21 protein-coding genes and 3 tRNA genes are annotated in these 23,506 nt (G+C 54.3%); 7 read left to right on the top strand and 17 right to left on the bottom strand.

Going from position 1 to position 23,506, the window contains the following annotated elements; genetic code table 11:
• Positions 1–158: 158 nt before the first annotated feature.
• From ACRCWW_RS01845 to ACRCWW_RS01835, 3 genes are all read right to left on the bottom strand, one after another.
• On the bottom strand, positions 159–1,607 hold the full coding sequence (locus ACRCWW_RS01845) for a catalase (protein WP_438680870.1): 1,449 nt from the start codon (positions 1,605–1,607) through the stop codon (positions 159–161).
• Positions 1,608–1,805: 198 nt separating this feature from the next.
• Positions 1,806–2,036, bottom strand: a complete 231-nt coding sequence (locus tag ACRCWW_RS01840) for a thioredoxin family protein (RefSeq protein WP_438680869.1) — start codon at positions 2,034–2,036, stop codon at positions 1,806–1,808.
• A 58-nt stretch (positions 2,037–2,094) separates the two neighbouring features.
• Positions 2,095–2,889: a substrate-binding domain-containing protein gene (locus ACRCWW_RS01835; protein WP_438680868.1), complete on the bottom strand. Its 795-nt coding sequence runs from the start codon at positions 2,887–2,889 to the stop codon at positions 2,095–2,097.
• A gap of 289 nt (positions 2,890–3,178) precedes the next feature.
• Here ACRCWW_RS01835 and ACRCWW_RS01830 point away from each other — a divergent pair, with 289 nt between their 5' ends.
• The 3 genes from ACRCWW_RS01830 to ACRCWW_RS01820 are packed head-to-tail and all read left to right on the top strand — an operon-like array spanning position 3,179 to position 6,221.
• Positions 3,179–3,493 (top strand): PTS sugar transporter subunit IIB, encoded by a 315-nt coding sequence (locus ACRCWW_RS01830; protein ID WP_438680867.1) that lies wholly within the window; start codon positions 3,179–3,181, stop codon positions 3,491–3,493.
• A 9-nt stretch (positions 3,494–3,502) separates the two neighbouring features.
• The gene (locus ACRCWW_RS01825; RefSeq protein WP_438680866.1) at positions 3,503–4,891 is read left to right on the top strand and encodes a glycoside hydrolase family 1 protein; all 1,389 of its coding nucleotides are present in this window, start codon (positions 3,503–3,505) and stop codon (positions 4,889–4,891) included.
• 1 nt (position 4,892) lies between these two features.
• A complete protein-coding gene (locus tag ACRCWW_RS01820; protein WP_438680865.1) occupies positions 4,893–6,221 on the top strand; it encodes a PTS sugar transporter subunit IIC in 1,329 nt (442 codons plus the stop codon).
• 51 nt (positions 6,222–6,272) lie between these two features.
• Here ACRCWW_RS01820 and glgS read toward each other — a convergent pair whose 3' ends face one another.
• Positions 6,273–6,479 (bottom strand): cell surface composition regulator GlgS, encoded by a 207-nt coding sequence (gene glgS / locus ACRCWW_RS01815; protein WP_438680864.1) that lies wholly within the window; start codon positions 6,477–6,479, stop codon positions 6,273–6,275.
• Positions 6,480–6,739: 260 nt separating this feature from the next.
• Positions 6,740–7,381 carry a riboflavin synthase subunit alpha gene (locus tag ACRCWW_RS01810; RefSeq protein WP_438680863.1) on the bottom strand — a complete coding sequence of 214 codons (642 nt, stop codon included), beginning with the start codon at positions 7,379–7,381 and terminating at the stop codon, positions 6,740–6,742.
• Positions 7,382–7,618: 237 nt separating this feature from the next.
• Here ACRCWW_RS01810 and mdtK point away from each other — a divergent pair, with 237 nt between their 5' ends.
• The 4 genes from mdtK to ACRCWW_RS01790 all read left to right on the top strand — a co-directional run bounded on the left by mdtK (position 7,619) and on the right by ACRCWW_RS01790 (position 9,378).
• Positions 7,619–8,992, top strand: coding sequence for an MdtK family multidrug efflux MATE transporter (gene mdtK, locus ACRCWW_RS01805; RefSeq protein WP_438680862.1), 1,374 nt, complete (start codon positions 7,619–7,621; stop codon positions 8,990–8,992).
• Positions 8,993–9,130: 138 nt separating this feature from the next.
• Positions 9,131–9,207: transfer RNA gene (locus ACRCWW_RS01800), tRNA-Val, on the top strand.
• Between the two features lie 2 nt (positions 9,208–9,209).
• Positions 9,210–9,286 (top strand) — tRNA-Val (locus tag ACRCWW_RS01795).
• A gap of 15 nt (positions 9,287–9,301) precedes the next feature.
• A tRNA-Val gene (locus tag ACRCWW_RS01790) sits at positions 9,302–9,378 on the top strand.
• Between the two features lie 89 nt (positions 9,379–9,467).
• Here the strand turns inward: ACRCWW_RS01790 and ACRCWW_RS01785 are convergent.
• From ACRCWW_RS01785 to ACRCWW_RS01730, 12 genes are all read right to left on the bottom strand, one after another.
• Positions 9,468–10,073, bottom strand: a complete 606-nt coding sequence (locus tag ACRCWW_RS01785; RefSeq protein WP_438680861.1) for a response regulator transcription factor — start codon at positions 10,071–10,073, stop codon at positions 9,468–9,470.
• Positions 10,074–10,077: 4 nt separating this feature from the next.
• Entirely contained in the window at positions 10,078–10,698 is a 621-nt protein-coding gene (locus tag ACRCWW_RS01780; RefSeq protein ID WP_438680860.1) for a helix-turn-helix transcriptional regulator, read from the bottom strand.
• Between the two features lie 203 nt (positions 10,699–10,901).
• Positions 10,902–11,624, bottom strand: coding sequence for a peptidoglycan editing factor PgeF (gene pgeF / locus ACRCWW_RS01775; protein ID WP_438680859.1), 723 nt, complete (start codon positions 11,622–11,624; stop codon positions 10,902–10,904).
• A 90-nt stretch (positions 11,625–11,714) separates the two neighbouring features.
• The gene (locus tag ACRCWW_RS01770; protein WP_438680873.1) at positions 11,715–12,437 is read right to left on the bottom strand and encodes an amino acid ABC transporter ATP-binding protein; all 723 of its coding nucleotides are present in this window, start codon (positions 12,435–12,437) and stop codon (positions 11,715–11,717) included.
• Positions 12,424–13,188, bottom strand: a complete 765-nt coding sequence (locus ACRCWW_RS01765; RefSeq protein ID WP_438680858.1) for an amino acid ABC transporter permease — start codon at positions 13,186–13,188, stop codon at positions 12,424–12,426. The genes ACRCWW_RS01770 and ACRCWW_RS01765 overlap by 14 nt, the downstream gene beginning before the upstream one ends.
• Before the next feature lie 69 nt (positions 13,189–13,257).
• Entirely contained in the window at positions 13,258–14,025 is a 768-nt protein-coding gene (locus tag ACRCWW_RS01760) for a basic amino acid ABC transporter substrate-binding protein (protein WP_438680857.1), read from the bottom strand.
• Between the two features lie 125 nt (positions 14,026–14,150).
• The gene (locus ACRCWW_RS01755; RefSeq protein WP_438680856.1) at positions 14,151–17,771 is read right to left on the bottom strand and encodes a transporter substrate-binding domain-containing protein; all 3,621 of its coding nucleotides are present in this window, start codon (positions 17,769–17,771) and stop codon (positions 14,151–14,153) included.
• A 4-nt stretch (positions 17,772–17,775) separates the two neighbouring features.
• Positions 17,776–18,399, bottom strand: a complete 624-nt coding sequence (locus ACRCWW_RS01750) for a response regulator (RefSeq protein ID WP_438680855.1) — start codon at positions 18,397–18,399, stop codon at positions 17,776–17,778.
• Positions 18,400–18,470: 71 nt separating this feature from the next.
• Positions 18,471–19,487 (bottom strand): fimbrial protein, encoded by a 1,017-nt coding sequence (locus ACRCWW_RS01745; protein WP_438680854.1) that lies wholly within the window; start codon positions 19,485–19,487, stop codon positions 18,471–18,473.
• Positions 19,488–19,511: 24 nt separating this feature from the next.
• A complete protein-coding gene (locus ACRCWW_RS01740; RefSeq protein ID WP_438680853.1) occupies positions 19,512–22,025 on the bottom strand; it encodes a fimbria/pilus outer membrane usher protein in 2,514 nt (837 codons plus the stop codon).
• A 29-nt stretch (positions 22,026–22,054) separates the two neighbouring features.
• Complete coding sequence (locus tag ACRCWW_RS01735; RefSeq protein WP_438680852.1) at positions 22,055–22,738, bottom strand: fimbria/pilus periplasmic chaperone; 684 nt, start codon at positions 22,736–22,738, stop codon at positions 22,055–22,057.
• A gap of 92 nt (positions 22,739–22,830) precedes the next feature.
• Positions 22,831–23,346 carry a fimbrial protein gene (locus ACRCWW_RS01730; protein WP_438680851.1) on the bottom strand — a complete coding sequence of 172 codons (516 nt, stop codon included), beginning with the start codon at positions 23,344–23,346 and terminating at the stop codon, positions 22,831–22,833.
• Between the last annotated feature and the right edge of the window lie 160 nt (positions 23,347–23,506).

The raw sequence follows: 23,506 nt of genomic DNA, 5'->3' as shown, positions 1-23,506 counted from the left end.
ACGCAGAGAATCGTAACGGGATACCAAATCAAGTGCCTGTCCAATGAGCATAAAAAAATCCGGAAACGAGTGAGCGTTTCCGGATTCTTACACAGCCACTGGATCGGTCAACTGATCCTTAACTGATCGGCATTAGAGCCAGGGCTCCCGTTTTGCTGCTATCTGCAGGTATTAAGCTTTCGCAGCGCCGCTGCTACCCCGGCGCCGTAGTCGGGATGAACCTGGCTGAAGAGATTGATCTGGCGCTGCTGGATAAAGTCCGGGACCTCCTGCATATCGCCTGCTATGCGCGCGAACATCCTCTGATGCTCCTCTTCGCTCAGCAGTTCGAACAGCTTCCTCGGCTGACTGAAGTAATCCCCGTCCTCACGGTGATCCCAGTGAGCTGCCGCGCCCTCCAGCGTTAGCGGCGGTTCGCTGAAATCAGGCTGTTCCTGAAAAACGCCGAAGCTGTTGGGTTCATAGGTCACGCCATTACCGCTGTTGCCATCCACGCGCATCGCACCATCGCGGTGATAGTTATGGAACGGGCAGCGTGGCGCATTGACCGGGATTTGGTGGTGATTGACGCCAAGGCGATAGCGGTGGGCATCGCCATAGGAGAACAGGCGGCCCTGAAGCATCTTATCGGGCGAAAACCCGATCCCCGGCACCACGTTCGCCGGAGACATCGCCACCTGCTCCACTTCGGCAAAGTAGTTATCCGGGTTGCGGTTCAGCTCCAGCACGCCAACTTCCAGCAGCGGATAGTCGGCGTGCGGCCAGACTTTAGTCAGGTCGAAGGGGTTATAAGGCACTTTGGCGGCATCGGCCTCGGGCATGATCTGCACGCAGAAAGTCCAGCGGGGAAAGTTGCCGCTTTCAATGGCGGTAAACAGATCGCGTTGGGCGCTCTCCCTGTCTTTGGCCACCAATTTTTTCGCTTCTTCGTCCAGCAGGTTTTCAACCCCCTGCTGCGACTTGATGTGGAATTTGACCCAGAAGCGTTGGTTGTCGGCGTTGATAAAGCTGAAGGCGTGACTGCCAAAACCGTGCATCGTGCGATAGGAGCGCGGCAGCCCGCGATCGCTGAAGTCGATGGTCAGCTGATGCAGGGTTTCCGGCAGCAGCGAAAAGAAGTCCCACTTCCACGCAGGATTACGCAAATTACTGCGCGGGTCGCGTTTTACCACATGGTTGAGATCGGGGAATTTTAACGGGTCGCGTAAATAGAAAATGGGCGTATTATTACCGACCAAATCCCAGTTGCCCTCTTCGGTATAAAACTTAATGGAAAAGCCGCGAATATCTCGTTCAGCATCGGCGGCCCCTCGCTCTCCGGCTACCGTTGAAAAGCGCACAAATAACTCGGTTTTCTTTCCCACGGCGGAAAATAGTTTCGCCTTGCTGTAGCGGGAAATATCTTTGGTCACCGTGAATGTTCCGTAAGCGCCAGAGCCTTTGGCGTGCATTCGTCGTTCCGGGATAACCTCCCGATCAAAGTGCGCCAGCTTTTCCAGAAACCAGACGTCCTGAAGCAGCATGGGGCCCCGGGGGCCTGCCGTCGCAACATTGTTGTTGTGCGCCACCGGGGCGCCTGAAGCCGTCGTTAATCCTTTTTTGCTCATCGTTATTTCCTCATTAAGGACTCAGGGTGTTTATTGAATGCCACACTCAGTTTTAAAGACGAAAACGGTCATCAACAATCAGTCTTTCTCTATTAAAGTCATTCGCGCAGCCTTGCTTACGCGATTTATTTCAGAAAGACAAAACAGACAATCATTATAAAAACTGATTGCCTGCTAAATAACATTCACAATTTATATTTATTTAAGCGCGTCGAGCGGAGCGCCGAAATTAATATGCAGAACGTCATGCCCCACCACCAGCGCCGGAACGGATTTCACCCCGGCCCCTTCGGCTTCAGCCACACGCTGCGGTTGCTCCCCAAGGTGAACCACTTCAACCTCCACCTCTGGCGACAGTAACACTAACAGAGCCTGCTCAGCCGCAACGCAGACAGAACATCCGGCATGGTAAAAACGTGCTTTAATCATCTTGTCTCTCCTTATTTTCTCATGGGTTACTTCACTGAACTTCACCCGGACGGCAGAGCTAACGCTTCCAGCCTTCGCGGGCAAAGATTTCGGTCGCCTGCGGGGAGGTGAGGAAGCGGACAAACTCCGCCGTCTGCGGCTCGGCGTGGCTGGCGACGGCCACATTCATATCACGGTAAAGGCGTCTTTCCGGCTCTATCTTCACCAGCTCGGCTTTATCGGGATGGGTCAGCGGCCAGTCGCTCCAGGTTATCCAGGCGTCCGCATCAGGCTGCTGGAAGGCCTTAAACGCCGCGCCGCTGCCCTTCGCAAAGGCGATGATTTTACTGCGGATATTTTTCACGTCTTTCAGCCTGCCTTTGCGCCCGGCAAGATCTTCCCAGACCCCGGTGCCGGAGGTGTTGTAGACACCCGCCCCCTCGGTCACCACGATAGCGACCTCTTTTTCCAGCAGGTCGTTGAAGCTGTGGATGTCGCGTGGGTTGCCCGGTTTGACGGCGATGACCGCACTTTGCAGATAGAGCGGCTGCACGCTGCGGCTGTGAATAAAGGTGTAGGTTTCAAGAAATGCGGTCATCGACTGCTCTGAGGAGCCGAAAATCAGATCGGCATCGCGCTGGGCCGCCTTGCTCCACTGGCTTTCAGGCCCGTAGACAATCTCCACTTTAACGCCCGACTGCTTCGTCCAGAGGCTGGCGGCCTTTTGCAGCGCCGAATGTGGGCCGCCGGGGCCATAGACTTTGATGATACCGTCTCCCGGCTGATGGCGGGCATCCGGATCGGTCAGGGGTGTCGCTGCCGTCGCCCCGGCGAGCGGCAGAAAAAGGGCAAAACAGAGGTAACATTGGTTCATCTCAGGACTCCCGTCACAATAAGTTCGCTACAGGAGACGACGCCCGAAGGCAAACGGATGCACTCCACCGCACTTTTAGCGATCGGAAGCGCCCATCCTGCGGGAAAGTACCATCCTTATCCTTCTGTTTTTAAAAAACATTCAGGAAAAATGCGATTTTGTCCTGGGAAAAGTACCAGCGCGAATTCGCAGAACTGTGTTGACCCTCTCTTGCCGCTTTTTTCGCACCTACCCAGAATGCTCTTAAGCAATTTTGCGGACAGACAGAGCTGAAATGACGAGGGATACGATGAAAAAAATCTATTTATGTTGTGCTGCAGGCATGTCCACCAGCATGCTGGTTGAACGAATGAAGGCCGCCGCCAAAAGCCAGAATGTCGAAGCTGAAATTACAGCGGTGCCCGTCTCTGATTTCCCCCAAATTGTCACCGAAGCCGATGTCATTTTGCTCGGCCCACAGGTGAAGTTTCAGCTGCAAAGTTTGACCCAGGCCGCCGCGCCGTATGGTGTGCCAGTTGCGGCTATCGACATGATGCAATACGGCTCCATGCAGGGTGACAAAGTCCTGCAACAGGCACTTTCGCTTTTACCGCAACCACAATAAGGGCAAGCCATGAAATACCGCTTTCCTGAACATTTCTGGTGGGGCACGGCAACCAGCGCTACGCAATCGGAAGGCCGCGTGGCCGGTGACGGTAAAGGTGAAAATATCTGGGACTATGCTTCCGAACATTTCAATGAACGCTTCCACGGCGGGGTCGGGTGCCGTGAGGCTTCCACCTTTTATACGCACTACAAGGAAGATATTCAGCTCGCCAAAGAGATTGGCCTGAATTCATTTCGCACCTCGATTTCCTGGTCACGCCTGATCCCTGACGGAGATGGCGAGGTCAATCCTCAGGCCGTAGCGTTCTACAACGCGGTTATCGATGAGCTACAGGCTCAGGGTATTGAACCGTTTATCAATCTTTATCACTTCGATATGCCCATGGCCCTGCAGCAAAAAGGCGGCTTTGAGAATCGCGAAGTGGTGGACGCCTTTGCCCGCTATGCCCGCCTGTGCTACGAGCTGTTCGGTGACAGAGTTCGGTACTGGTTTACCTTCAACGAACCGCTGATCCCGGCGGAAGCGGGATATCTGCACCCACGCCATTACCCTTACGTCAGTGACTTTGGTCGTGCGGCACAGGTGCTGCACCACATCGTGCTGGCGCACTGCAAGGCGGTTACTGCCTGGCGCGAATCAGGCCGACAAGGAAAGATTGGCATCATCATGGATGTCATTCCGGTCTACCCGCGCAGCGATAGCGAAGAAGATCTTCAGGCGGCGAAAATGGCCGATCTCTTTTACACCCGCAGCATCAATGAACCTATGCTGCTGGGCCACTATCCCGAAGAGCTGCTGACCCTCCTGAAAGAATTTAATCAGCTTCCGGAAGCACGGCCTGGCGATTGTGAACTCATCGCTAACACGCGCGTTGATTTGGTGGGGATTAATTACTACCGCCCTCGTCGCGTTAAAGCGCGTGAAACACCGCTTGATGCCAGCCAGCCCTTCGTGCCGGAACGTTTTTTTGAAGAGTACATGATGCCCGGTCGGCGGATGAACACTTCCCGGGGCATAGAAATCTACCCGGAAGCGCTCTACGACATCGCTATGGTGATGAAAAACACCTACGGCAATGTGCCGTGGTTTGTGTCGGAGAATGGCATCGGCATTCAGGATGAAGAGCAGTTTATGGTCGCGGGCCAGGTGCAGGATGATTATCGAATCGCCTTCTTGCAGGAGCATCTGAGCTATCTGCACCAGGCCATTGCCGACGGCAGCAACTGTCTGGGCTATCACATGTGGACCTTCGTCGACTGCTGGTCATGGCAAAACGCCTACAAAAATCGCTATGGATTTTACCGCCTTGATCTGGCGACCCAGCAGCGGTCGCTGAAAAAATCGGGACAGTGGTTCCGTTCCGTCATTGATAACAACGGGTTCGGGGAAGCGTGACATGTCCTTTTTTGAAAAGCTGGCTGAAAAAATGCTGCCGGTGGCCAACGCCATTGGCAATCAGCGTCATATGCAGGCCATTCGCAATGGCTTAATTTCCATTCTGCCGCTGACGATTGTCGGCTCTTTTTTCGTTATCCTGCTGAATATCCCCATCAAGGGCTATATGGACTTTATTGCCCCGTGGCGGGATATGCTGGATGTGCCGTTTCGCTTCACCGTCGGGCTGATGTCGCTGTATGCCGCCTTCACCATTGGTTCGTTTCTGGGGAAAAGCTACAAGCTCAACGACATCACCAGCGGGCTACTGGCCATGCTGGCGACGTTATTGATGATCGTGCCGGTGAATATCAAAGAGGGCGTGACGGTTGCCGGAGAAGCCGTTGCTGGCCGCTATATCCCGATTACTTCATTAAGCTCTCAGGGGCTGTTCGGGGCGATTATTTCCTCGTTGATTGCCATTGAAATCTACCGTTTTATCAAAGTTCGCAATATTGAAATCAAGATGCCAGCAGGCGTTCCGCCGGTAGTGGCGAGTTCTTTCTCGGCCCTCTTCCCGACGCTTGCCGTCGTGCTGATATTCTGGATCCCCCGCCATTTTTTCAATATCGACATTAATGCCATTATCAGCTTCATTATTATGCCGCTGAAAGGCTTTATGACCGGTACCAACCTGTTTGGCGGGATCATCACTCAGTTCTTTATCGACCTGTTCTGGGTGTTCGGTATTCACGGTCATGCCGTGATGGGCCCGTTGATTCGTCCGCTGTGGGATCAGGCTATTGTGCAGAATATGGAGCTGTTCCAGGCCGGAACCAGCGCCTATGAATTGCCGAACATCTTCACCGAGCAGTTCTTCCAGTGGTATGCACAAATGGGCGGAACCGGGTCTACCCTGGCCCTGGTGGTGTTGTTTATTCGCTCCAAAGTTGTCTACCTGAAATCGCTCGGCAAGCTCTCTTTCATTCCGGGTTTGTTCAATATTAACGAGCCGATGATATTTGGCGCGCCCATTGTTATGAACCCGATTCTGGCCGTGCCATTTATTCTTGCGCCAATGGTCAATACGGTGGTGGTGTATCTGTTTACGATTTCCGGGCTGATCCCACGCATGATGGTAAAACCGCCCTTCACGATCCCCGCGCCGCTGGGAGCCTTGATTACCACCAACTGGAACCTGATTGCCTGCGGGTTAGTGTTCGTCTGCTTCTTTATTTCGCTGGCTATCTACTACCCATTCTTCAAAGTATATGAGAAGAAGATGCTGGAAACAGAACAGCAGCAGAAGGAAGAGGAACAGGCAAAGGTATTAGCGGATAACGTAAGCTGAATAATTAAACCGAATCAGGCAGCGGGGTATTCTTCCCGCTGCCTGTTATTATTACCGGATTTCCATTTTCCTCGCCTGCACGGCCTGCTGCCGGTACTGCTCATAGCGCTCACAGAACCACTTTTGCTGCTCTTCATTCATATTGCCGATCACGGCCTGAATATCTACCGGCTGCCCCAGCGCGTGCATGCGGGCGAAACTGCGGGCCAGGAAATCGAAATTCTTTAGCGCATAGAGATCTTTTCGGTGCATCAGCATACCCCTCAGTGATGTTATTTACTGTTTCAGGACATATGCTTTCTGGAATAAGTATCCGACTGAATACGATCTTTTTATGAGCAGTGCGTGCCTTCGTTTCATCGAAATCCGGGGCTGGTTCACAGTTTATTGCAGGCGATACCCTTGCCTTCGGCCATCTGGCTTTCAACGAAATAAATAAGGTGAATTTCAGAAAACAAAAAAGCGGTCGTGGGGTTTGAGCCCGCGACCGCCTTTTTTAATGCTGACCTGCTGAGGTCTTATTCGACTTCGCTTTGTTGCTTCGCCGCGGCTTCTTTTGCTGCCATTACGCGTTCAACGGTATCGACCACCGCCTGCGTCTGCGGATCGATTTCGATGTTGACCTTCTCGCCGAGCTTTTTCTTGCCAAGCGTAGTGCGCTCCAGCGTTTCCGGGATCAGATGCACGCAGAAACGGGTTGGGGTGACTTCGCCCACCGTCAGGCTGATGCCATCCACGCCAATAAAGCCTTTGTAGAGGATGTATTTCATCAGCGCAGCATCCTGGACTTTAAACCAGATCTGCCGATTATTTTCGGACGTCAAAATTTTCGCCACATCGGCGGTGGTCATAATATGACCGGACATTAAATGCCCGCCGATTTCATCGTTGAAGCGAGCGGCGCGCTCGACGTTTACCACATCGCCCTCTTTCAACTCGCCGAGGTTGGTAATACGTAGCGTCTCTTTCATTAAATCAAAGCTGATGCGGTTGCCGTTAATCTCCGTCACCGTCAGGCAGCAGCCGTTGTGGGCAATCGACGCGCCAGTCTCAATGCCGTCGAGCATATGCTCCGGCATTTCAACCACATGAGTGCGAAAATTTGGTTTCTCATCGATGGACACAACTTTTGCGGTGCCCTGAACGATACCAGTAAACATGCCATTAACTCCTGTATCTGCGAAGACGGAATCAGCACCGCCTTTTATGCCTCAAACAATATCAGTTGCCCTTGCTTGTTGCCAGTCAGCCAGTGCACCCCGCCATTTTTTGACTGGCTTAATGGCGATGACTCGCTACAATATATTCGAAAATGCCCCTGCTCTTTCTTCTTGCTGCCAGTTTCGGCGGCTTTTTTAGTCTCTTCCACAATAACAAAGATAAAAAGGTATCTACCCGTGCAAAAGTACGTTTTAGAAGCGCGCCAGCTTCTCGCGCTGGCAATCCCGGTCATCCTTGCGCAGGTGGCCCAAACGGCGATGGGTTTTGTCGACACCGTCATGGCAGGCGGATACAGCGCCACCGATATGGCCGCGGTCGCCATCGGCACATCCATCTGGCTCCCGGCTATTCTGTTCGGACACGGCCTGCTTTTGGCGCTCACGCCCGTTATCGCTCAGCTCAATGGTTCGGGTCGTCGTGACCGCATCGGGCATCAGGTTCGCCAGGGCTTTTGGCTCGCGAGCACCGTTTCTGTGCTGGTGATGGTCGTGCTGTGGAACGCCGGATACATTATCCGCTCCATGCACAATATCGACCCTGAACTGGCGAATAAAGCCGTCGGTTACCTGCGTGCGCTGCTGTGGGGCGTTCCAGGCTATCTGTGCTTCCAGGTTTGCCGTAACCAGTGTGAAGGTCTGGCCAAAACCAAGCCTGGCATGGTGATGGGGTTTATCGGCCTGCTGGTCAACATCCCGGTGAATTACATCTTTATTTATGGTCACTTTGGCATGCCGGAACTCGGCGGTGTGGGGTGTGGTGTTGCCACCGCCGCGGTTTACTGGGTGATGTTTATTGCCATGCTGTCCTATGTGAAAAACGCCCGCTCGATGCGTGACATTCGCACGCATGAAGGCTTCGTGATGCCAGATATGGCTATCATGAAGCGCCTGGTGCAGCTTGGCCTGCCGATTGCGCTGGCGTTGTTTTTTGAAGTGACGCTGTTTGCCGTGGTGGCACTGCTGGTTTCACCGCTGGGTATTATTGATGTGGCCGGGCACCAGATTGCCCTGAACTTCAGCTCACTGATGTTCGTTCTGCCGATGTCACTGGCCGCAGCGGTGACCATTCGCGTAGGCTTCCGTTTGGGCCAGGGCTCCACGCTGGATGCCCAAACGGCCGCATGGACCGGGCTTGGTGTGGGTGTGTGCATGGCGGTGATGACGGCTATCTTCACGGTCACCCTGCGCTCGCACATTGCTATGTTGTATAACGATAACCCTGAGGTCGTGACGCTCGCCTCGCAGCTGATGCTGCTGGCTGCGGTTTATCAGATTTCTGATTCGATTCAGGTTATCGGTAGCGGCATTCTGCGCGGTTATAAAGATACGCGTTCGATCTTCTTTATTACTTTCACGGCGTACTGGGTGCTGGGTCTGCCAAGCGGCTATATTCTGGCGTTAACGGACAGTGTCGTGCCAAGAATGGGCCCCGCAGGCTTCTGGATGGGCTTTATTATCGGCCTGACGTCGGCGGCCATTCTGATGATGCTGCGTATGCGCTTCCTTCAGCGTCAGCCTTCAGCCATCATTCTGGCCCGCGCCGCTCGCTAACCCCAAAGCCGCTGCTTTTAAGTGGCGGCTTTCTCAACAGTTTGTGCAGTTGTTCCGCAATCGCGTGAAATCAGAAAGAAAAGTGGCAATTGCCTCTTGCCACTTCCCCTCCCTGCCGCTAATATTCGTCCCCGTTGTGCGTCCGTAGCTCAGTTGGTTAGAGCACCACCTTGACATGGTGGGGGTCGGTGGTTCGAGTCCACTCGGACGCACCATTGCGTTCATAGCTCAGTTGGTTAGAGCACCACCTTGACATGGTGGGGGTCGTTGGTTCGAGTCCAATTGAACGCACCATCACTTCTCTTTTGTGCGTCCGTAGCTCAGTTGGTTAGAGCACCACCTTGACATGGTGGGGGTCGGTGGTTCGAGTCCACTCGGACGCACCATTCAAAGCTTTGCTTCTGTTTACTCGATTATCACCTTTTAAAACTTTCCGCTTCGGGCAATGAAAAACCCGCAATCTGCGGGCTTTCGGTTAGCTCACGCTCGCTTCCATCGCGAGTATCTTCTGCTTCAGCCCAAGATCATCACGGACCCCCAGTTTACGCATGATATTGCGTTTATGGCTGCTGATGGTTTTTTGACTGCGGAACAGTGCCTGCGAGATCTCAACGCCATTTTTGCCATTTCGAATAAAGTTAAGCACTTTGCATTCGGCCTCAGTGAGAAAAACCGGAGTCGCTTCGTCGGGTTGTTTCATCATCATCTCCCTGACCAGCGGGCTGATAAACCGTTTATTTCTCGCACTGGATTCCACGATGTCCCGGAAATTCAAAAAATGTTCATCGACACAAAGTACCGAACAGCGGCTCTCTTCCAGCAGCGTTCTTATCAGGCGACGTTGAAAGGCATGAACCAGAATCAATAACCGGCTATTTTTAACCGGAATATCCTCCGGCTTAATTTCTGTATGCCGGGTAAAATCAATAATAAATAAATCCGGCTTCACCCCGTCTTCCTGTTGTGAAGTCAGGAGATAATTCCAGCCGGGATTGGTGCGCGCAAGATGGGCAAAGCCCAGTTCAATAGCCCGGACCCAGACGCTATTTGCACAAAGCGATAACACATTATAATTCTTCACACTATTACCCTACCTGATATTGCGATGAGAGTTGTGAAAGCTCAAACAGCACATCAAGCCAGTCGGAATGAGACTCCAGCGCTAAGGCTTCACAAATATTATGTTTCCACGAAAATATTGTTTTATAACTGCAATTTCGCTGTGCAGCCATTTCCCGTGACGAAAGGCCGGAGGCAAATTGCAGCAAAATGTCGAGTTCTGTCTGAGTAATACTGCGCGTACGCCTCACCTCTCCCGTTTCGCGTGCAGGCCGCGGTCGCGCGCTCACAATGTTATCGGCAGCAGCAGGCAGGAGCGTGGCGATCTCCTCTTCAACCAGCACCTGTTGGACGTGAATGGCCCGCAACAGCGGCAGCATCCAGGGATATTCTGCGGGAACCCAAACAAGGATTTTCACCTTCAGCGATTTCATACGCCGAATACATCTCAGGAGATCGAAAAAGGCGTGCCCCGCGCCCGCGATCCCTATCAGCAAGGTTTTATTTTCGGAATAACTGCCGTGAAGGCTCTCAATTAATGAAGGCAGTGTCTGATGCGCCTGAATGTGGGGATATTGTTCTGTTAACAGATTTGTGACTACCGTTCGCATAAGCATGCGCGGTTCATAGAGAAATAACGCTGGCACCGATGTCCTTCCTTGCTTTATAGCATCCATAATCAGAATATGATTAGCGGCGCAAGAATAATCGATTTATACCTTTTTTCAATGAGTCAGATGGTCCTTTATTGGATTAAAATGATACGTTTTCTCCTATTTACTCCCCCCGTCAGTGAATTGACAAAAGAGTATATTCCTGAAAATTCGGATAAATACATTTATCCGATGACTTATCTCTCCTTAACAATCCAGGACACCTGCTGCGTTTTGGTCGCTGGCACATGAGTTCGTCGGCGATAGGACCCCAGTTCGTCAGGCGTGCAGTAGGTACACTTTTCAAGCACTTCGATATTCTCGTCACGGATCCCCGCTTCACGCAGTTGCAGTAGACAGAAGGCCGGCAGGTCAAACCACTGATGACTGTTTTCACGGGCGCTTGCGCTTAAAGCGTTAGGGTTTTGCGGCTCGCGAAAGAACAGCGCGGATAAATGTCGGGAAACGATTTCTCTGGCGGGAGTCTGTAACAATCCGTCGCAGAACGATTCAGATACCTCGTAACAGCAAGCCCGAATGTGCGGCCCGATAGCGACAACAATATCTTTCGCCTCAACGCCGCTGGCAGCAAACCGCCTTACGCTTTGTTGAACGATGCCCGCCGCGGTGCCACGCCAGCCTGCGTGGACACTGGCAACCACCCTGCCGTCGCGGGAGGCCATCAGCAGAGGCAAGCAATCCGCAGTCACAATCCCTATCTGCTGCGCCGTGAGCGATGTGATAACGCCGTCCACGTGTGGGCGCTGTTGCGGCAGTTCAGTCAGGGACAAAAGCTCAGCGCCATGCACCTGTTTGATATCCACCAGCCGGGATTTATCAAAAGCAGCAGATTCATGTACGTTCAGGAAAGAATGGCGGATGCCGGGAATGTCGTTCAGTAAACGCGAGAAATAGGCCATGATTATCAATATGTCTTTGGGGCTTAGCCTGTAACCGTAAACCAGCGATGCCATTCCGGCAAGCCGGATGACACCGCAAGGTTTGTATCATTACAACACTTTGCTGAGGAAGGAAGCCGTACGAGGGTTTTGCGGGGTGTTGAAAATGTGTTCCGGTGTGCCCTGCTCCTGGATCACGCCCTGGTCAATAAAAATCACCCGGTCCGCCACCTCGCGTGCAAAGCCCATTTCATGGGTCACGATAACCATCGTCATCCCTTCTTTGGCCAGATTTTTCATGACGTCCAGCACGTCGCCCACCAGTTCCGGATCCAGCGCGGAAGTGGGCTCATCAAACAACATGATTGACGGCTGCATCGCCAACGCCCGGGCGATGGCTACGCGCTGTTGCTGTCCGCCGGAAAGGCTCGACGGCCAGGCGTCACGCTTGTCGCTAAGCCCTACTTTCGCCAGCAAGCCTTCGGCAAAAGCGATAGCTTCCGCTCGGGACATGCCCCGCAGCGCCATGGGTGCCATCAGCAGGTTTTCCAGCACGGTCATGTGCGGGAACAGGTTAAAGCGCTGAAACACCATCCCGACGCTTTCACGCATCTTATTGAGGTCGGTTTTTTTGTCGTGCACCGGGAAGCCGTTGACCACCACTTCCCCTTCGCTCACCGATTCCAGCGCATTCATGCAGCGCAGAAACGTACTTTTCCCGGAGCCGGACGGGCCAATCACGCACACCACTTCCTGCGGCTGAACATCGCAGTCGATCCCGCGCAGGACATGGCTTTCACCAAAGCGTTTATGCAGATTTTTAATGTGAATCACTTTTGCCAAACCTCTTTTCCAGACGGTTAACCAGCTGCGCCAGCACGAAAGTAATAACCCAGTAGACCACTGAAATGGTCAGGTAGGGTTCCCAGTAGGTGGCGTAAGCCCCGGAAACCGTTCTCGCGGCATAGGCGAGATCGGCAAGGCCAATCGCAGAAGCCAGGGAAGAATCCTTCACGATAGCGATCGCATTGTTCCCCAGCGGCGGCAGAATGCGGCGAAATGCCTGCGGCAGGATCACCTTACGCATGGTTTTCCACCATGGCATCCCCAACGCACGGGAGGCTTCCATCTGCCCTTTGTCGATGGACTGAATGCCGGCACGGAAAATTTCCGAAACATAAGCCCCTGCATTGAGCGTAATCGCCACGATACAGGAGAGAAACGCGCCGTAGTTCGAGCGCAGTTCTCGAGCGAAGTCGCTGCTCATCATCCCGCCGCTGACCAGCAGCCCGTCACGCGGATTGATAAACAGCGGCACCAGCGCGAAGTGAACCACCATGATTTGCACAAACAGCGGCGTGCCACGAAATGCGCTGACATAAAAACGCACCGGGAACTGCACCAGATAGCGCAGGATGTATTTCCATGGCCCGTGTTCCGCTTTTGCCATTCGCCCAAGGCCAAGGGTTAGCCCCCACAGCGTGCCGAGGATCACACAGATGATGGTGCATTTGAGGGTCATTATCGCGCCGTCAATAAACAGCGGGCCGTACTCCTCGATAATTTCCCAACGGAATCCCGTCATACTTTATCCCTGAAAAAAACGGCGACCGTCCGCGAAGGCGATCGCCGTGGTGTTGAATGAAAATCGTGATTATTGTGCTGGCAGCGTTGGGACGTCTGCGTCAAACCAGGTCTGGTAGATTTTGGCATAAGTGCCGTCAGCGACGATTTTCTTCAGGCCGTCGTTGATTTTGCCCAGCAGCTCGGTGTTGCCTTTTGCCACCGCAATGCCGAAATACTGGCGTTCAAATTTGGCGTCCGGCACCAGTTTGAACTGTTTTTCCGGGTGCTGTTTGATGTAGTACTTCACCACCCCAACATCGCCGACCGCCGCGCTCACACCGTCTTCAAACAGCTCCTGAAGCATCAGCGGCGTGTTGTCAAAACGTTTGATAGCCGTGCTGTTTTTTCCCAACACGTCAGAGACGACGATATCGCCGGTGCTGGAGTTCACCACGCCGACTTTCTCTGTTTTCAGCGCAGCAAGCGACGTCACTTTGGAATCTTTCGGCACCACAATGGACTGTTCTGCCGGGAAATAAGGCGCAGAGAAATCGACCATTTGTTTACGTTTGTCGGTAATGGTGATCCCTGAAATGATGATGTCGCGATCGCCAGAATTAAGGGTAGCGAAAATGCCTTCCCATGGCGTGTTGACCAGTTTGATATCAAAATTTTCCGCTTTGGCGATGGCCTTCATCACGTCGATATCAAAGCCTTCCAGCTGCTTTTGATTGTTTTCAAATTCGAACGGGCGATACGTTCCGCCTGCCCCTACCACATAAGTTTCTGCCGCAGCCTGAGCGCTGGCGGCTAACGCTGCCGTCAGACAACATACCTTCATCCATTTGCTGATCATATCATTACCTTTTTATGCATTTAATTTGCATAAAAATACATAACTTACTCTGCTTATGCAACAAATGATCTGCCTTATAACTGTCGGTTATCCCCTGCCGCTGCCTCATCCGGCCAGAAGACACCTTATTGAGGCGCCTCCAGCCAGCTCGCAATGGCCTCGTTGAGTTGATCCAGATGATGTTCGGTTTCCAGCCAGGTGGTGCGGATGCATTCGGGATCGGGCACTTGCTGTCGGCAGAGCTCCTCCACCTCTTTACAGGCTTTCGCTGCTGCTGTGGCGCCGATAATCTGCGCCATACCGTGCAAGCGATGCACGCAGGATCCCAACTCAGGCCAGTCTTCGATCTCCAGGCAATCGCGGGCTTTTATCGCGTCTTCCCGGTTAGCCTCCAGCGTGGTTTGCAGCAACGTTTTGAGCCATTCGTCATCGTGCTGAGTAAACTCTCGCAACTTATCCAGCGACAGGAATGATCCCAGCGAAGGCCGTAGCGTTAGCCCCTGCGAGGCCAGTTTTTTGGCTACCGCCTCAAGCATCCCCTGAAGCTGCGGCAACTGGAGCGGTTTAAACAAACAGTCGTCCATCCCCGCCTCTATGCAGCGGTTACGCTCTTCAGGCCAGGTGTTTGCCGTCAGCCCGAGGATCACCACCGGCTGCTTTTGATGCTCACGAATCAGCTTCGTCAGCCCAATTCCGTCGATCACCGGCATGCTGCAATCGGTGATCACCAGGTCGAAATCCCCTTTTTGCCATAGCCCGAAAGCCTCTTCACCATTGCAGGCTTCGGTCACCCGATGCCCCAAATGAGTGAGCTGCCGACGAAGTAACATGCGGTTCGCCGGATGGTCATCCGCCGTCAAAATGTTCAGTGAAAGCCTGTCCGGAAGCAGCGCCGGAACCCCTTCAGTGACGCGAGCTTCCGGTCGCTTGTTACTTTGCTGCACAGGGATGGAGAACCTCACCGTCGTTCCCCGGCCACTTTCACTGGTCAGCGAAATGTCACCCCCCATCATTTCGACCAGCTGTGCGCAGATAGCCAGCCCCAGCCCGGAACCGCTCTGCTTGCGCCCCACTTCGGTCTGTTCCCACGGATCAAAGATGGTTGCCAGCGCCTCTTCACCAATGCCCTGACCGCTGTCCTGCACCGCAATCTGCAAGACCACCGTTTCGGCGTCGCGCGGCGCAATATCCATGGCGATATCAATCCCGCCCTGTTCGGTAAATTTGATGGCATTACCGACAAGGTTCGACAGGATCTGACGGAAGCGCAGTGGGTCGATAAACACTTCACCCGGCAGCGTGGGCGGCAGAGTGCAACGCAAACGCAGGCCTTTTTGCCGCGCCAGCCCTTCAAATACGCGCAATACCGGCGGCAACAGTTCGGTGGTTCGCACCCACTCCGGTGACAGCTCCAGTCGCCCGGATTCAATCCGCGCCATATCAAGAATGTCGCCGATAATGCCCATCAGGCTGCGGGAGGACTCCCACGCCACGCGGATTGGATCTTCCTCACCCGGCTCCTCTTCGGCGGTTTTCACTGCCAGCTCCAGCAGCCCAATGATGGCACTCACCGGCGTGCGAATTTCATGGCTCATGGTGGCGAGGAAGGTACTCTTCGCTCTGTTAGCCTGCTCAGCACGTTCGCGAGCTTCTGACAATTCCTGCATCAGCTGTTCGTGACGGGTCAAATCAATCCAGTTGCAGATGAGACCGGCAAAAGGTTGCTGTTCGTTGCCCCACGGCACGGCGTAGTGGAGCACGCTGCGTTCAGACTCCCCGCTGTCAATCTTCACCGCCAGCGGGGTTGAAGAGTGTGGTAGCTGCCCTTCCGCCATCAAGGGTTGCAGCTGTTGCCAGATGGCGTGCAGAGGATTGTCCTCATTACCGATATTCTGCTGGGCCTTGTCACGCTGCTCATCGTTAAAAAAAGCTGACCACGCGGGGTTATAGCGCAGTAAATCGCCGCGCTGATTCACAACATACACTGGCACCGACACGCTGTTAAGCAAGGTGTCGCTGAACAAAAGCTCGGTCTGCATCTGGTTCTGCGCCCGACGGCGTGCCGCCACCTGACGCCGCAAAAACCACACCCACCCCAAAAACGTCGCCGCCACCACCGCTGCCATCGCCACCACCAGCCAGAACTGCTTGCGATAGATTTCCCAGGTGTCCAGCTTTACGTCCGGCCGGGTTTGCCATTTCGCCAGAATGCGCGAAACATCGTTCGAAGGAATATCCGCCAGGGCCTTATTAAGAATGCTCAGCAGCTCAGGCTGATCGCGGCGCACGGCAAACCCGACTTCCGCTGAGTGCTCCCCAAGGGTATTGGCGATTTTCAATTCATTCTGGAAATAGCGGGCAATCATGTAGTGCGCGCCAATCAAAGTGTGCACCGCGCCGTCGGCCGTGCCCTCTTTCACGCTTTGCAGCGCCAGGCTGGCATTATCCACCAGCAGCAAATTGATCCCCGGATAGCGGCTGCGCAGTTCCGGGATCAGCGCATTGCCTTTCACCAGGGCCAGAGTCATCGCGCGACTGATACGCACCGGATGATCAATACCCGCTTTGACCACCAGCACAAAAGGTGAGGTGAAATACGGGCGACTGAAGAGCAGCTCATGATCGCGGGTGTCGCTCCAGGTCATCGAGCCAAGAAAAGCCACCTGCTTCGACCCGATATGGCTGAACATGCTGTCGACCGATTCCGCAGGTTGCGGGCTGAAGGTGATTCCGGTTCGAAGGCTTATCAGGCGCAGAATATCGGCGGTGATCCCATAGAACGTTCCGTTCTGGCTGACCATGGTGAAAGGGGCATAGAAAGCATTCACGCCCACCGGCACCACAGAATTTCGTGCGATCCAACGCTGTTCGCGTTCGGTAAACGCCACGGTTTGCTGGGTGCGCCACAGCTCCGCCTCTTCACTCCACTTGTGAAGAATGCCTTCGCCCTGCGCTCGCGGGATAGCCTGCAGCGCTTTGTCGACGCCTTTAAGCAAAACATCTTCGTCACGGCGCAGAATAAAACGGCTCCCGGTATCGTGATCGGGAAACACATGTTGCAGTTCGAGGAAGTGGCTGTAGTTCCGCGTCAGCAGATAGGAAGCCGTAATCAGGTTGCCGACGTAGAAATCATTTTCGTCAAACGCCACCGAGGCCATGGCTTCGGTGTCACTGTTGAAACGCACAATTCGCACGCCGGGAAATTGCGTCGTCAACCAACTGTCGTCGATATACCAATTAGATATCGCCAGCCGCATCCCCGGCTGGTACTCGAAATGGCCTCGGGTCGCCTGCTGGCGATGAACCAGAACCGGATGATCGGTCACGAAATTGCGGCTTGTCGCCAGGTTGCTGTGGGTCGAAATCGGAAAGCCAGCCGGATCGACCACCATATCCACGCTGCCATTCTCCAGTTCGCTGATGGCTTCGTCACGGGTGCTAAAGCGCTGAATATTCGTTTGCAGACCAAGATACTGCGCCACCAGCAGCACATAATCCGCACCGATACCCTCGTATTTCCCGGCTTCAGTGAACAAATTGAGCGGGGGAATTTCAGGCCGCCATACGCCAATCGTCAGCACACGTTTTTCACCCAGCCAGCGCCAGTCCTGATCGCTCAGGGAGAAGTTGCTGTTGTGATAGTGTTCCTGACTGCGGATTTGCAGTGCTTCAGGCGGCAGTGGCTCCCGCCCGTAGGCGGTCGTCAGGGTGCTTAAAAAAAGAAAGAGACAAAAAAGAAACTTCACAGTGTTAATCCAGATGGTGCCTGCGCGCAAAATTCAGCAGCGCAGGCAGATCGCTAATGTCGAGTTTTTCCATAATCCGGTTGCGGTAGGTGCTCACGGTTTTATTGCTGATGTGCATCTGCCGGGAGATATCCACGAGGCGCAGCCCTTGCGCCAGATAACGCAGCACTTGCAGTTCACGGCTGGAAAGCTGCGTCAGTGCGGTGGTTTCCTGATCGTCGGTTTTTAACGCTGAGCCATCGCTGCGTTTACGCGGGAAATAGCTGTAACCGCGAAGAATCGCTTTGACGGCATCGCCCAGCTCTTCCAGGTTGTTGCGTTTGCTGACGAAGCCGTCCGCGCCAATCTGCTGGCAGCGGCTCAGAAAGTGGGCGTCATCACGCCCGGTTAACACCAGAATGCCGCCGCTAAAGCCTGCGGCACGCAGTTTTTCAATCACTTCCACGCCGCTCATGGTCGGGATATCCAGATCGACAATCACCATATCCGGCTGACGGGTTTGGATCAGATTAAGCCCCTGAAGGCCATCATCGGCCTCCAGCACAATGCTGTGTTCATCTTTTTCAAGCAGCATCCGAATGGCAAGTCGGGCTACGGGATGATCGTCAATGATCGCAATATTGGCCATGTAAGCTCCAGCTATCGTTTTATTTTTCAGTCGGATACCAAAAATGTAGCAGATGCGTGGAAAAACACCTTTTACTGATAAGTCATCGTAAACGTCGCTGTGGCATCCGCTTGTCCTGGCATGACTTTGCCGCCCGTCTGGTAGTAACGCGCTTTCAGCAGGATATCGACGAAGCCCCCCGCAGCGGTCCCCACGTCCATTGCCGTACCAAACTGAACCGGGGCGTCTTTGTAAAGCACCTGAACGCCGACGCCGCTCGCCTGCGAACCCGTGCCGCCATTGAGGTTCAGGACGCCATTTGTGGCATCGGCAACGCCTGCACTGCCTGCATCAAGGCGCATCGCTACCCTCGTTCCGGCATCACAACTTAGCGCGATATCAAAATTGTTATCGTTGCCTGCACTGCCCGGCCCACTGAAATCGATATTTCGCGTCAGTCCCATCGGCACGTTAATAGTGGTGTTACCTACGGAACAGCCTACTGTGCGCACGGAGCCGCTACCGAGAATGACGTTCAGGATGTCACTTTCGCCAACAACCTGCGCCTTCACTATCGATCCTCCGGTTATGGGTCCGGAGCCCGTTGTCGCCGCAATTTTTACCAGTTGCAGCGTCACATTTCCCCAGGTGCCCCCACACAGACGCCACCAGGATGTGGACCACGTACAGGCCGACCCCGTATAGCCACGCGGTAAAGCACCTGTACCAAAGCGTCCTGCATTAGAGCCTGCTCCTGGCGTCACGATACGGATTGCCAGCCCTGGGATACCCGATTGATACAATGTTTGCCCGCCGTAACTGACTGGCGTAAAGCCACCCGTGCCTTCTGCCCATACGGTGCGGAAGCTGTTGTCATCGCAAGTAAAAAAGTTATTACGACTGCCAAGGCTGGTGCTCGATATCGACGCGACAACGCTTCCCACCGCAGCAGTTCGCTGCACCACCACATCACCAAAATTCAGGGTGTCCGAGTTACCGGCATTAAAGCGACCATCCATAAAGGAACAAGCGGCCATCGCCTTCACTGAGCCCAGGCACAGGGCGAGAGCCATTAACGCCTGAGTCATTCTTTTGTGTTTATTTCGCATAGTCTTTCTCAACTCTTCATTCGGTTACAGGCAGCGCGCACTTTGACTCACAATGCCGCTCTGACTGTCGCTCAGGCGGTAATCAACGGAACACTGGCTTTCACGCCCATTCCCCCACTGCACTTTCAGCTTGCCGGAGGGTTGCAGCCCGGCCAGATACGCCTGACCGCCGTCACCCACAATGCTGCTCACCGTGTCATTGCTGACCGTTGCCCCGAAAGGTACCGGGCTGCCGTTGGCTCTGAGTAATGTCATCAGCACGCGCTGTCCGACCTGCGCCTGATAGCTCGCGCGCACGACTGCGCCACGGGTTGGTGTTACGCCCTGACTGGTCTGCTGAACGTCAACGTCGTCCTTCATGCTTTCTGTTTTCAGGTTGACGTCGTTACGGCGGTAAGCCGTCAGATTCGGCACCAGCGCATAGCCGCGATAGTCCGTCTTCACGCCAGGCTGGTTTTCGATACTCACGCCGCTGGCACCCGGCACTTTTGCCAGGCCAAAGGTTTCGCCCACGGGTTGACCCAGTGTGACGCCATCGGCATGCGCCAGCACCGCGCCCTGCATGCCGTAGCTCAGACTGGATTGATTGTTGCCGTAGCTATAGCTGCTGGAGACTTGCCCGTAGGTGCCGCGGTAATCCGCGCTCGCGTACCCGGTGTAGCCTGTGCCGCGATTGCCGTAGCCCTGATTTACGCTCCAGCTCAGATTGTTGTCCTCGAGCGCCACGCCGTTCACCCCGAGGGTGCTGACGCTGCCGTTCTGACGGCTGCTGTTCAGGCTGTAGCTGCTCCAGGTATTGCTCAACCAGCGATCCAGCGGCACGCTGATGCTCAGCGAGAAAATATCGTCTCGCTGTGGGCCGCTCGTTGAGGAGGAACGGCTGCTCACGTTCTGATTACGGGCGTAGTTCAGGCTGTAGCTGACGCTCTGCCAGCTGTTGTTGTAGCCGACGCTCCAGTTGTTGCTGGTCTGGCTGCCGTTCCAGTAATCCTCACGAATGGCGCTCAGCGAGAGATACCCGGCGCTGCCGCCTAAATCCTGGCTGATGGTCATTTCGGCGCGGTTTTTACGCGCAGAGGCTGAAGCCGAAAGTGGCGAGTCGCGCCAGCTTTCCATCACATCGCCCAGCGCGTAGAAGCCTTTGGTTGAATAGCGATAGCCCGCGATCGCCACATTCGTGCCGGTTTCCACCATGCTTTTGCTGTAACGCAGGCGCCAGGATTGCCCCTGCTCAGTGTCGCTGTCCTTCATCTGGCTGCGTGACAATGTCACGTCAGCAGACAACGCACCGACCGTACCAAGGTTCTGGCCCACGCCTAACGCACCGGAATGATAGTGTTCCGCCACCTGCGTGCCGCCGTACAGCGTCGTGCCGCGTGCAATCCCGTAAATGGCCGTGCCCTGCATAAAAACGTTGTTTTCAACACCGCTGTCATAAGCACGATACTGGCCGCCGGTCAGGCTGAAGCGCAGTCGCCCTTCTCGCTGCAAAACGGGTAATGAAGCGAACGGCACAACCATGGTCTGCTCGCTGCCGTCAGACTCTTTCACCGTGACGTGCAGGTCGCCGCTGCCGCCTGTCGGGTACATGTCTGAAATCTCAAACGCCCCGGCTGGCACATAGCTTTGATAAATGATGTAGCCATTCTGACGAATGATGACCTGCGCGTTATTGCTGCGCGCAATCCCACGAACCACAGGCGCGTAACCGCGCTGGCTTTCTGGCAGCATGTCGTCGTCAGAAGCCAGCTGCGCACCGCGAAACGGGACGCTGTCGAACACGTCTGCCGGTGTTGAGCTGTCGCCGAGCAACAACTGGCTTTTCAGCGCCACAATATTGCGCTGGGCGTAGGTGTAGACAGTGTTCCACTGCTGCTGGTCGCCGTTGCGATTCCAGGTGCTGTAGTTGCGCAGCCGCCATGGCCCGACGTTAATCCCCGGACGCAGGTTCAGATACTGGCTGTCGCTGCTGGTGCCGTTCTGGCGGGCATTGCTGCCGCTGAAGCTGTAGTTCATCAGCGCGGCTGTAATGCCTTCATCCCACTGTTCCGGCGAGACGTAATCACGCGCGCGGGTGGTCACGGCGGCCTGCGGAATACTCAGTTGCAAAGACTGCGAGCTGAAAACAAATTCAGCAGAAGCCTGAGGGATCGCCGCCAGGTTGGCGCAGCGCTCGCCGGCCAGCTGCAACTCGGGGAACTGTTCGACGCGTACGCCGTAGCTTTTCAGATCGCTGAGCTGCAGGCAGGGTTGCAGTTTGCCGTTCTGATCCTGAGTGAAATCGAGGTCACGGCTTTCAACAAACTGCCCGTTAAGATAAATATCGGCGTGATAACGGCCCGGCAATTGCCCACCATTTTCGAACGTGGACAGGTCGACCTGTCCGCCCTCACCACCGGTTTGTTCCAGCAGCGCAGGGTTAAAATAGTCTCTCGCCGTTGCGGTCTGCGACCACAGGTGCAGCATCAGAGCCAGAGAAACGGCGACAGGCGTCGGGCGCAGGCAAGCGCGCCCCTTATCGGCGATGAATAATTCCATGGTAGTGCTCCGGGAGAGGCTAATGCTGACTAGAGTGCAGCCTGATGTGTGGCACCGCTGGCACCGTAATCGCTGATGATTTGCCAGCTCACCTGCGACCCGCTATGGGCCGGGCTGAGTGCAAAAGTCGCTGTCGCACCGGGTGCAACCCATGTCACGTCCTGAACCGCTTTGCCGCCCACGCTTATCGCATAAAAATTCATGTAATAAGGCGTTGGGTTAGTCACCGTCAGGCGATTGCCAATACGCTGCCAGGTCAGTTTATCCGCCAGCTGTTCCGGCACCTGGCCTTTCAGTTCTGCCGGGCGATAAATCAGCTTGATGCGAGTCTTGACCGCCAGTTGCAGAGAGTTGCCAGCCGTATTTTGTTCTACCGCCGGAATCGATTTGATATTCAGCCAGTAGAGGCTTTCTTTATTTTTTGCCAGTGCGGGCGTAGCCAGCATAATTCGCAGCGTATTATTTTGATTGCCGTCCAGCCGGAATAAAGGTGGCGTCACAAAGAATGCACTTTTATCGGCAACGCCCTGGCTATTTTCAACCCACGACTGAATTAACCAGGCCGTCTTATCCGGGTTATTAATCTGGATTGACGATTCTTTTTTCGTCCCGTCATAAACCACGCGAGTTCCACCGACAACGACGCCAGCACTTGCCGAATGACAATATAACGAGGCCAGTGATAACCCCAGTGCGATGAATTTCGCGTTCATACTCCAACTCCAAAAAAAAGCCGGCGGCGAGCCGCCGGAATTACGGACAAATTACAACTGATTAATGAGACTACTGCTTTTATCGAGTGAACTTAGTTATACACGACGGAGAAGGTGGCGGTGGCGTCAGCCGGGCCCGCAGTCACGGTAGCGTCTTTTGCCACGTACGCGGCGCTGAACTGCAGGCTGTTAGTGCCAGCCTGAGAAAGCGTGACACCCTGAGAAGCAGCGTACAGCGGCAGTACAGAGCCGTCAGCGTCACGGATCTCGATACCCACGCCAGTCGCCGCACCGGCAGCAGGCGTCAGGGCGATTGCGCTGGTGTCACCGTTATAAGGAACACCGTCAAATTTAACGCTGGCGGTATTTACCGCAGCCGGGCAGCTTGCCAGATCAATTTTAAAGCTGGTTGCCGCAGCGGTATTACCGACAGTGCCCAGTGCTTTGTCACTGACTTTACCCAGGTTAACGGTCTGGTTTGCTGTGGTTGGCGTTACGTCACATGCGGCGTCAATAATTTCACCCGTGAAATTAATGGTGCCGTCTGCTGCAAATACAGAAGTGGTCATTGCGGATGCGATTGCCAGAATTGCCAGTTGCTTTTTCATGATACTTTCCTGATGTCTTAAAAATAGTGTTGTCATTACCCTGCCGCTTATTTCATTCCATGTTTGCCCCCACAGCAGCGATGCATGAAATAAGTGAACTGTCACTGGCGAAACGTTCTTCGTTTGCCTGAGGTGTACTATAAAGATCGGCTAAAAAAAG

Origin of the sequence: Scandinavium sp. (assembly GCF_051650185.1) — a bacterium.
Taxonomy (GTDB): Bacteria; Pseudomonadota; Gammaproteobacteria; order Enterobacterales; family Enterobacteriaceae; genus Scandinavium.
Note: the sequence above shows the minus strand (reverse complement) of the source record. Positions and strands in the feature narration are given on the sequence as shown.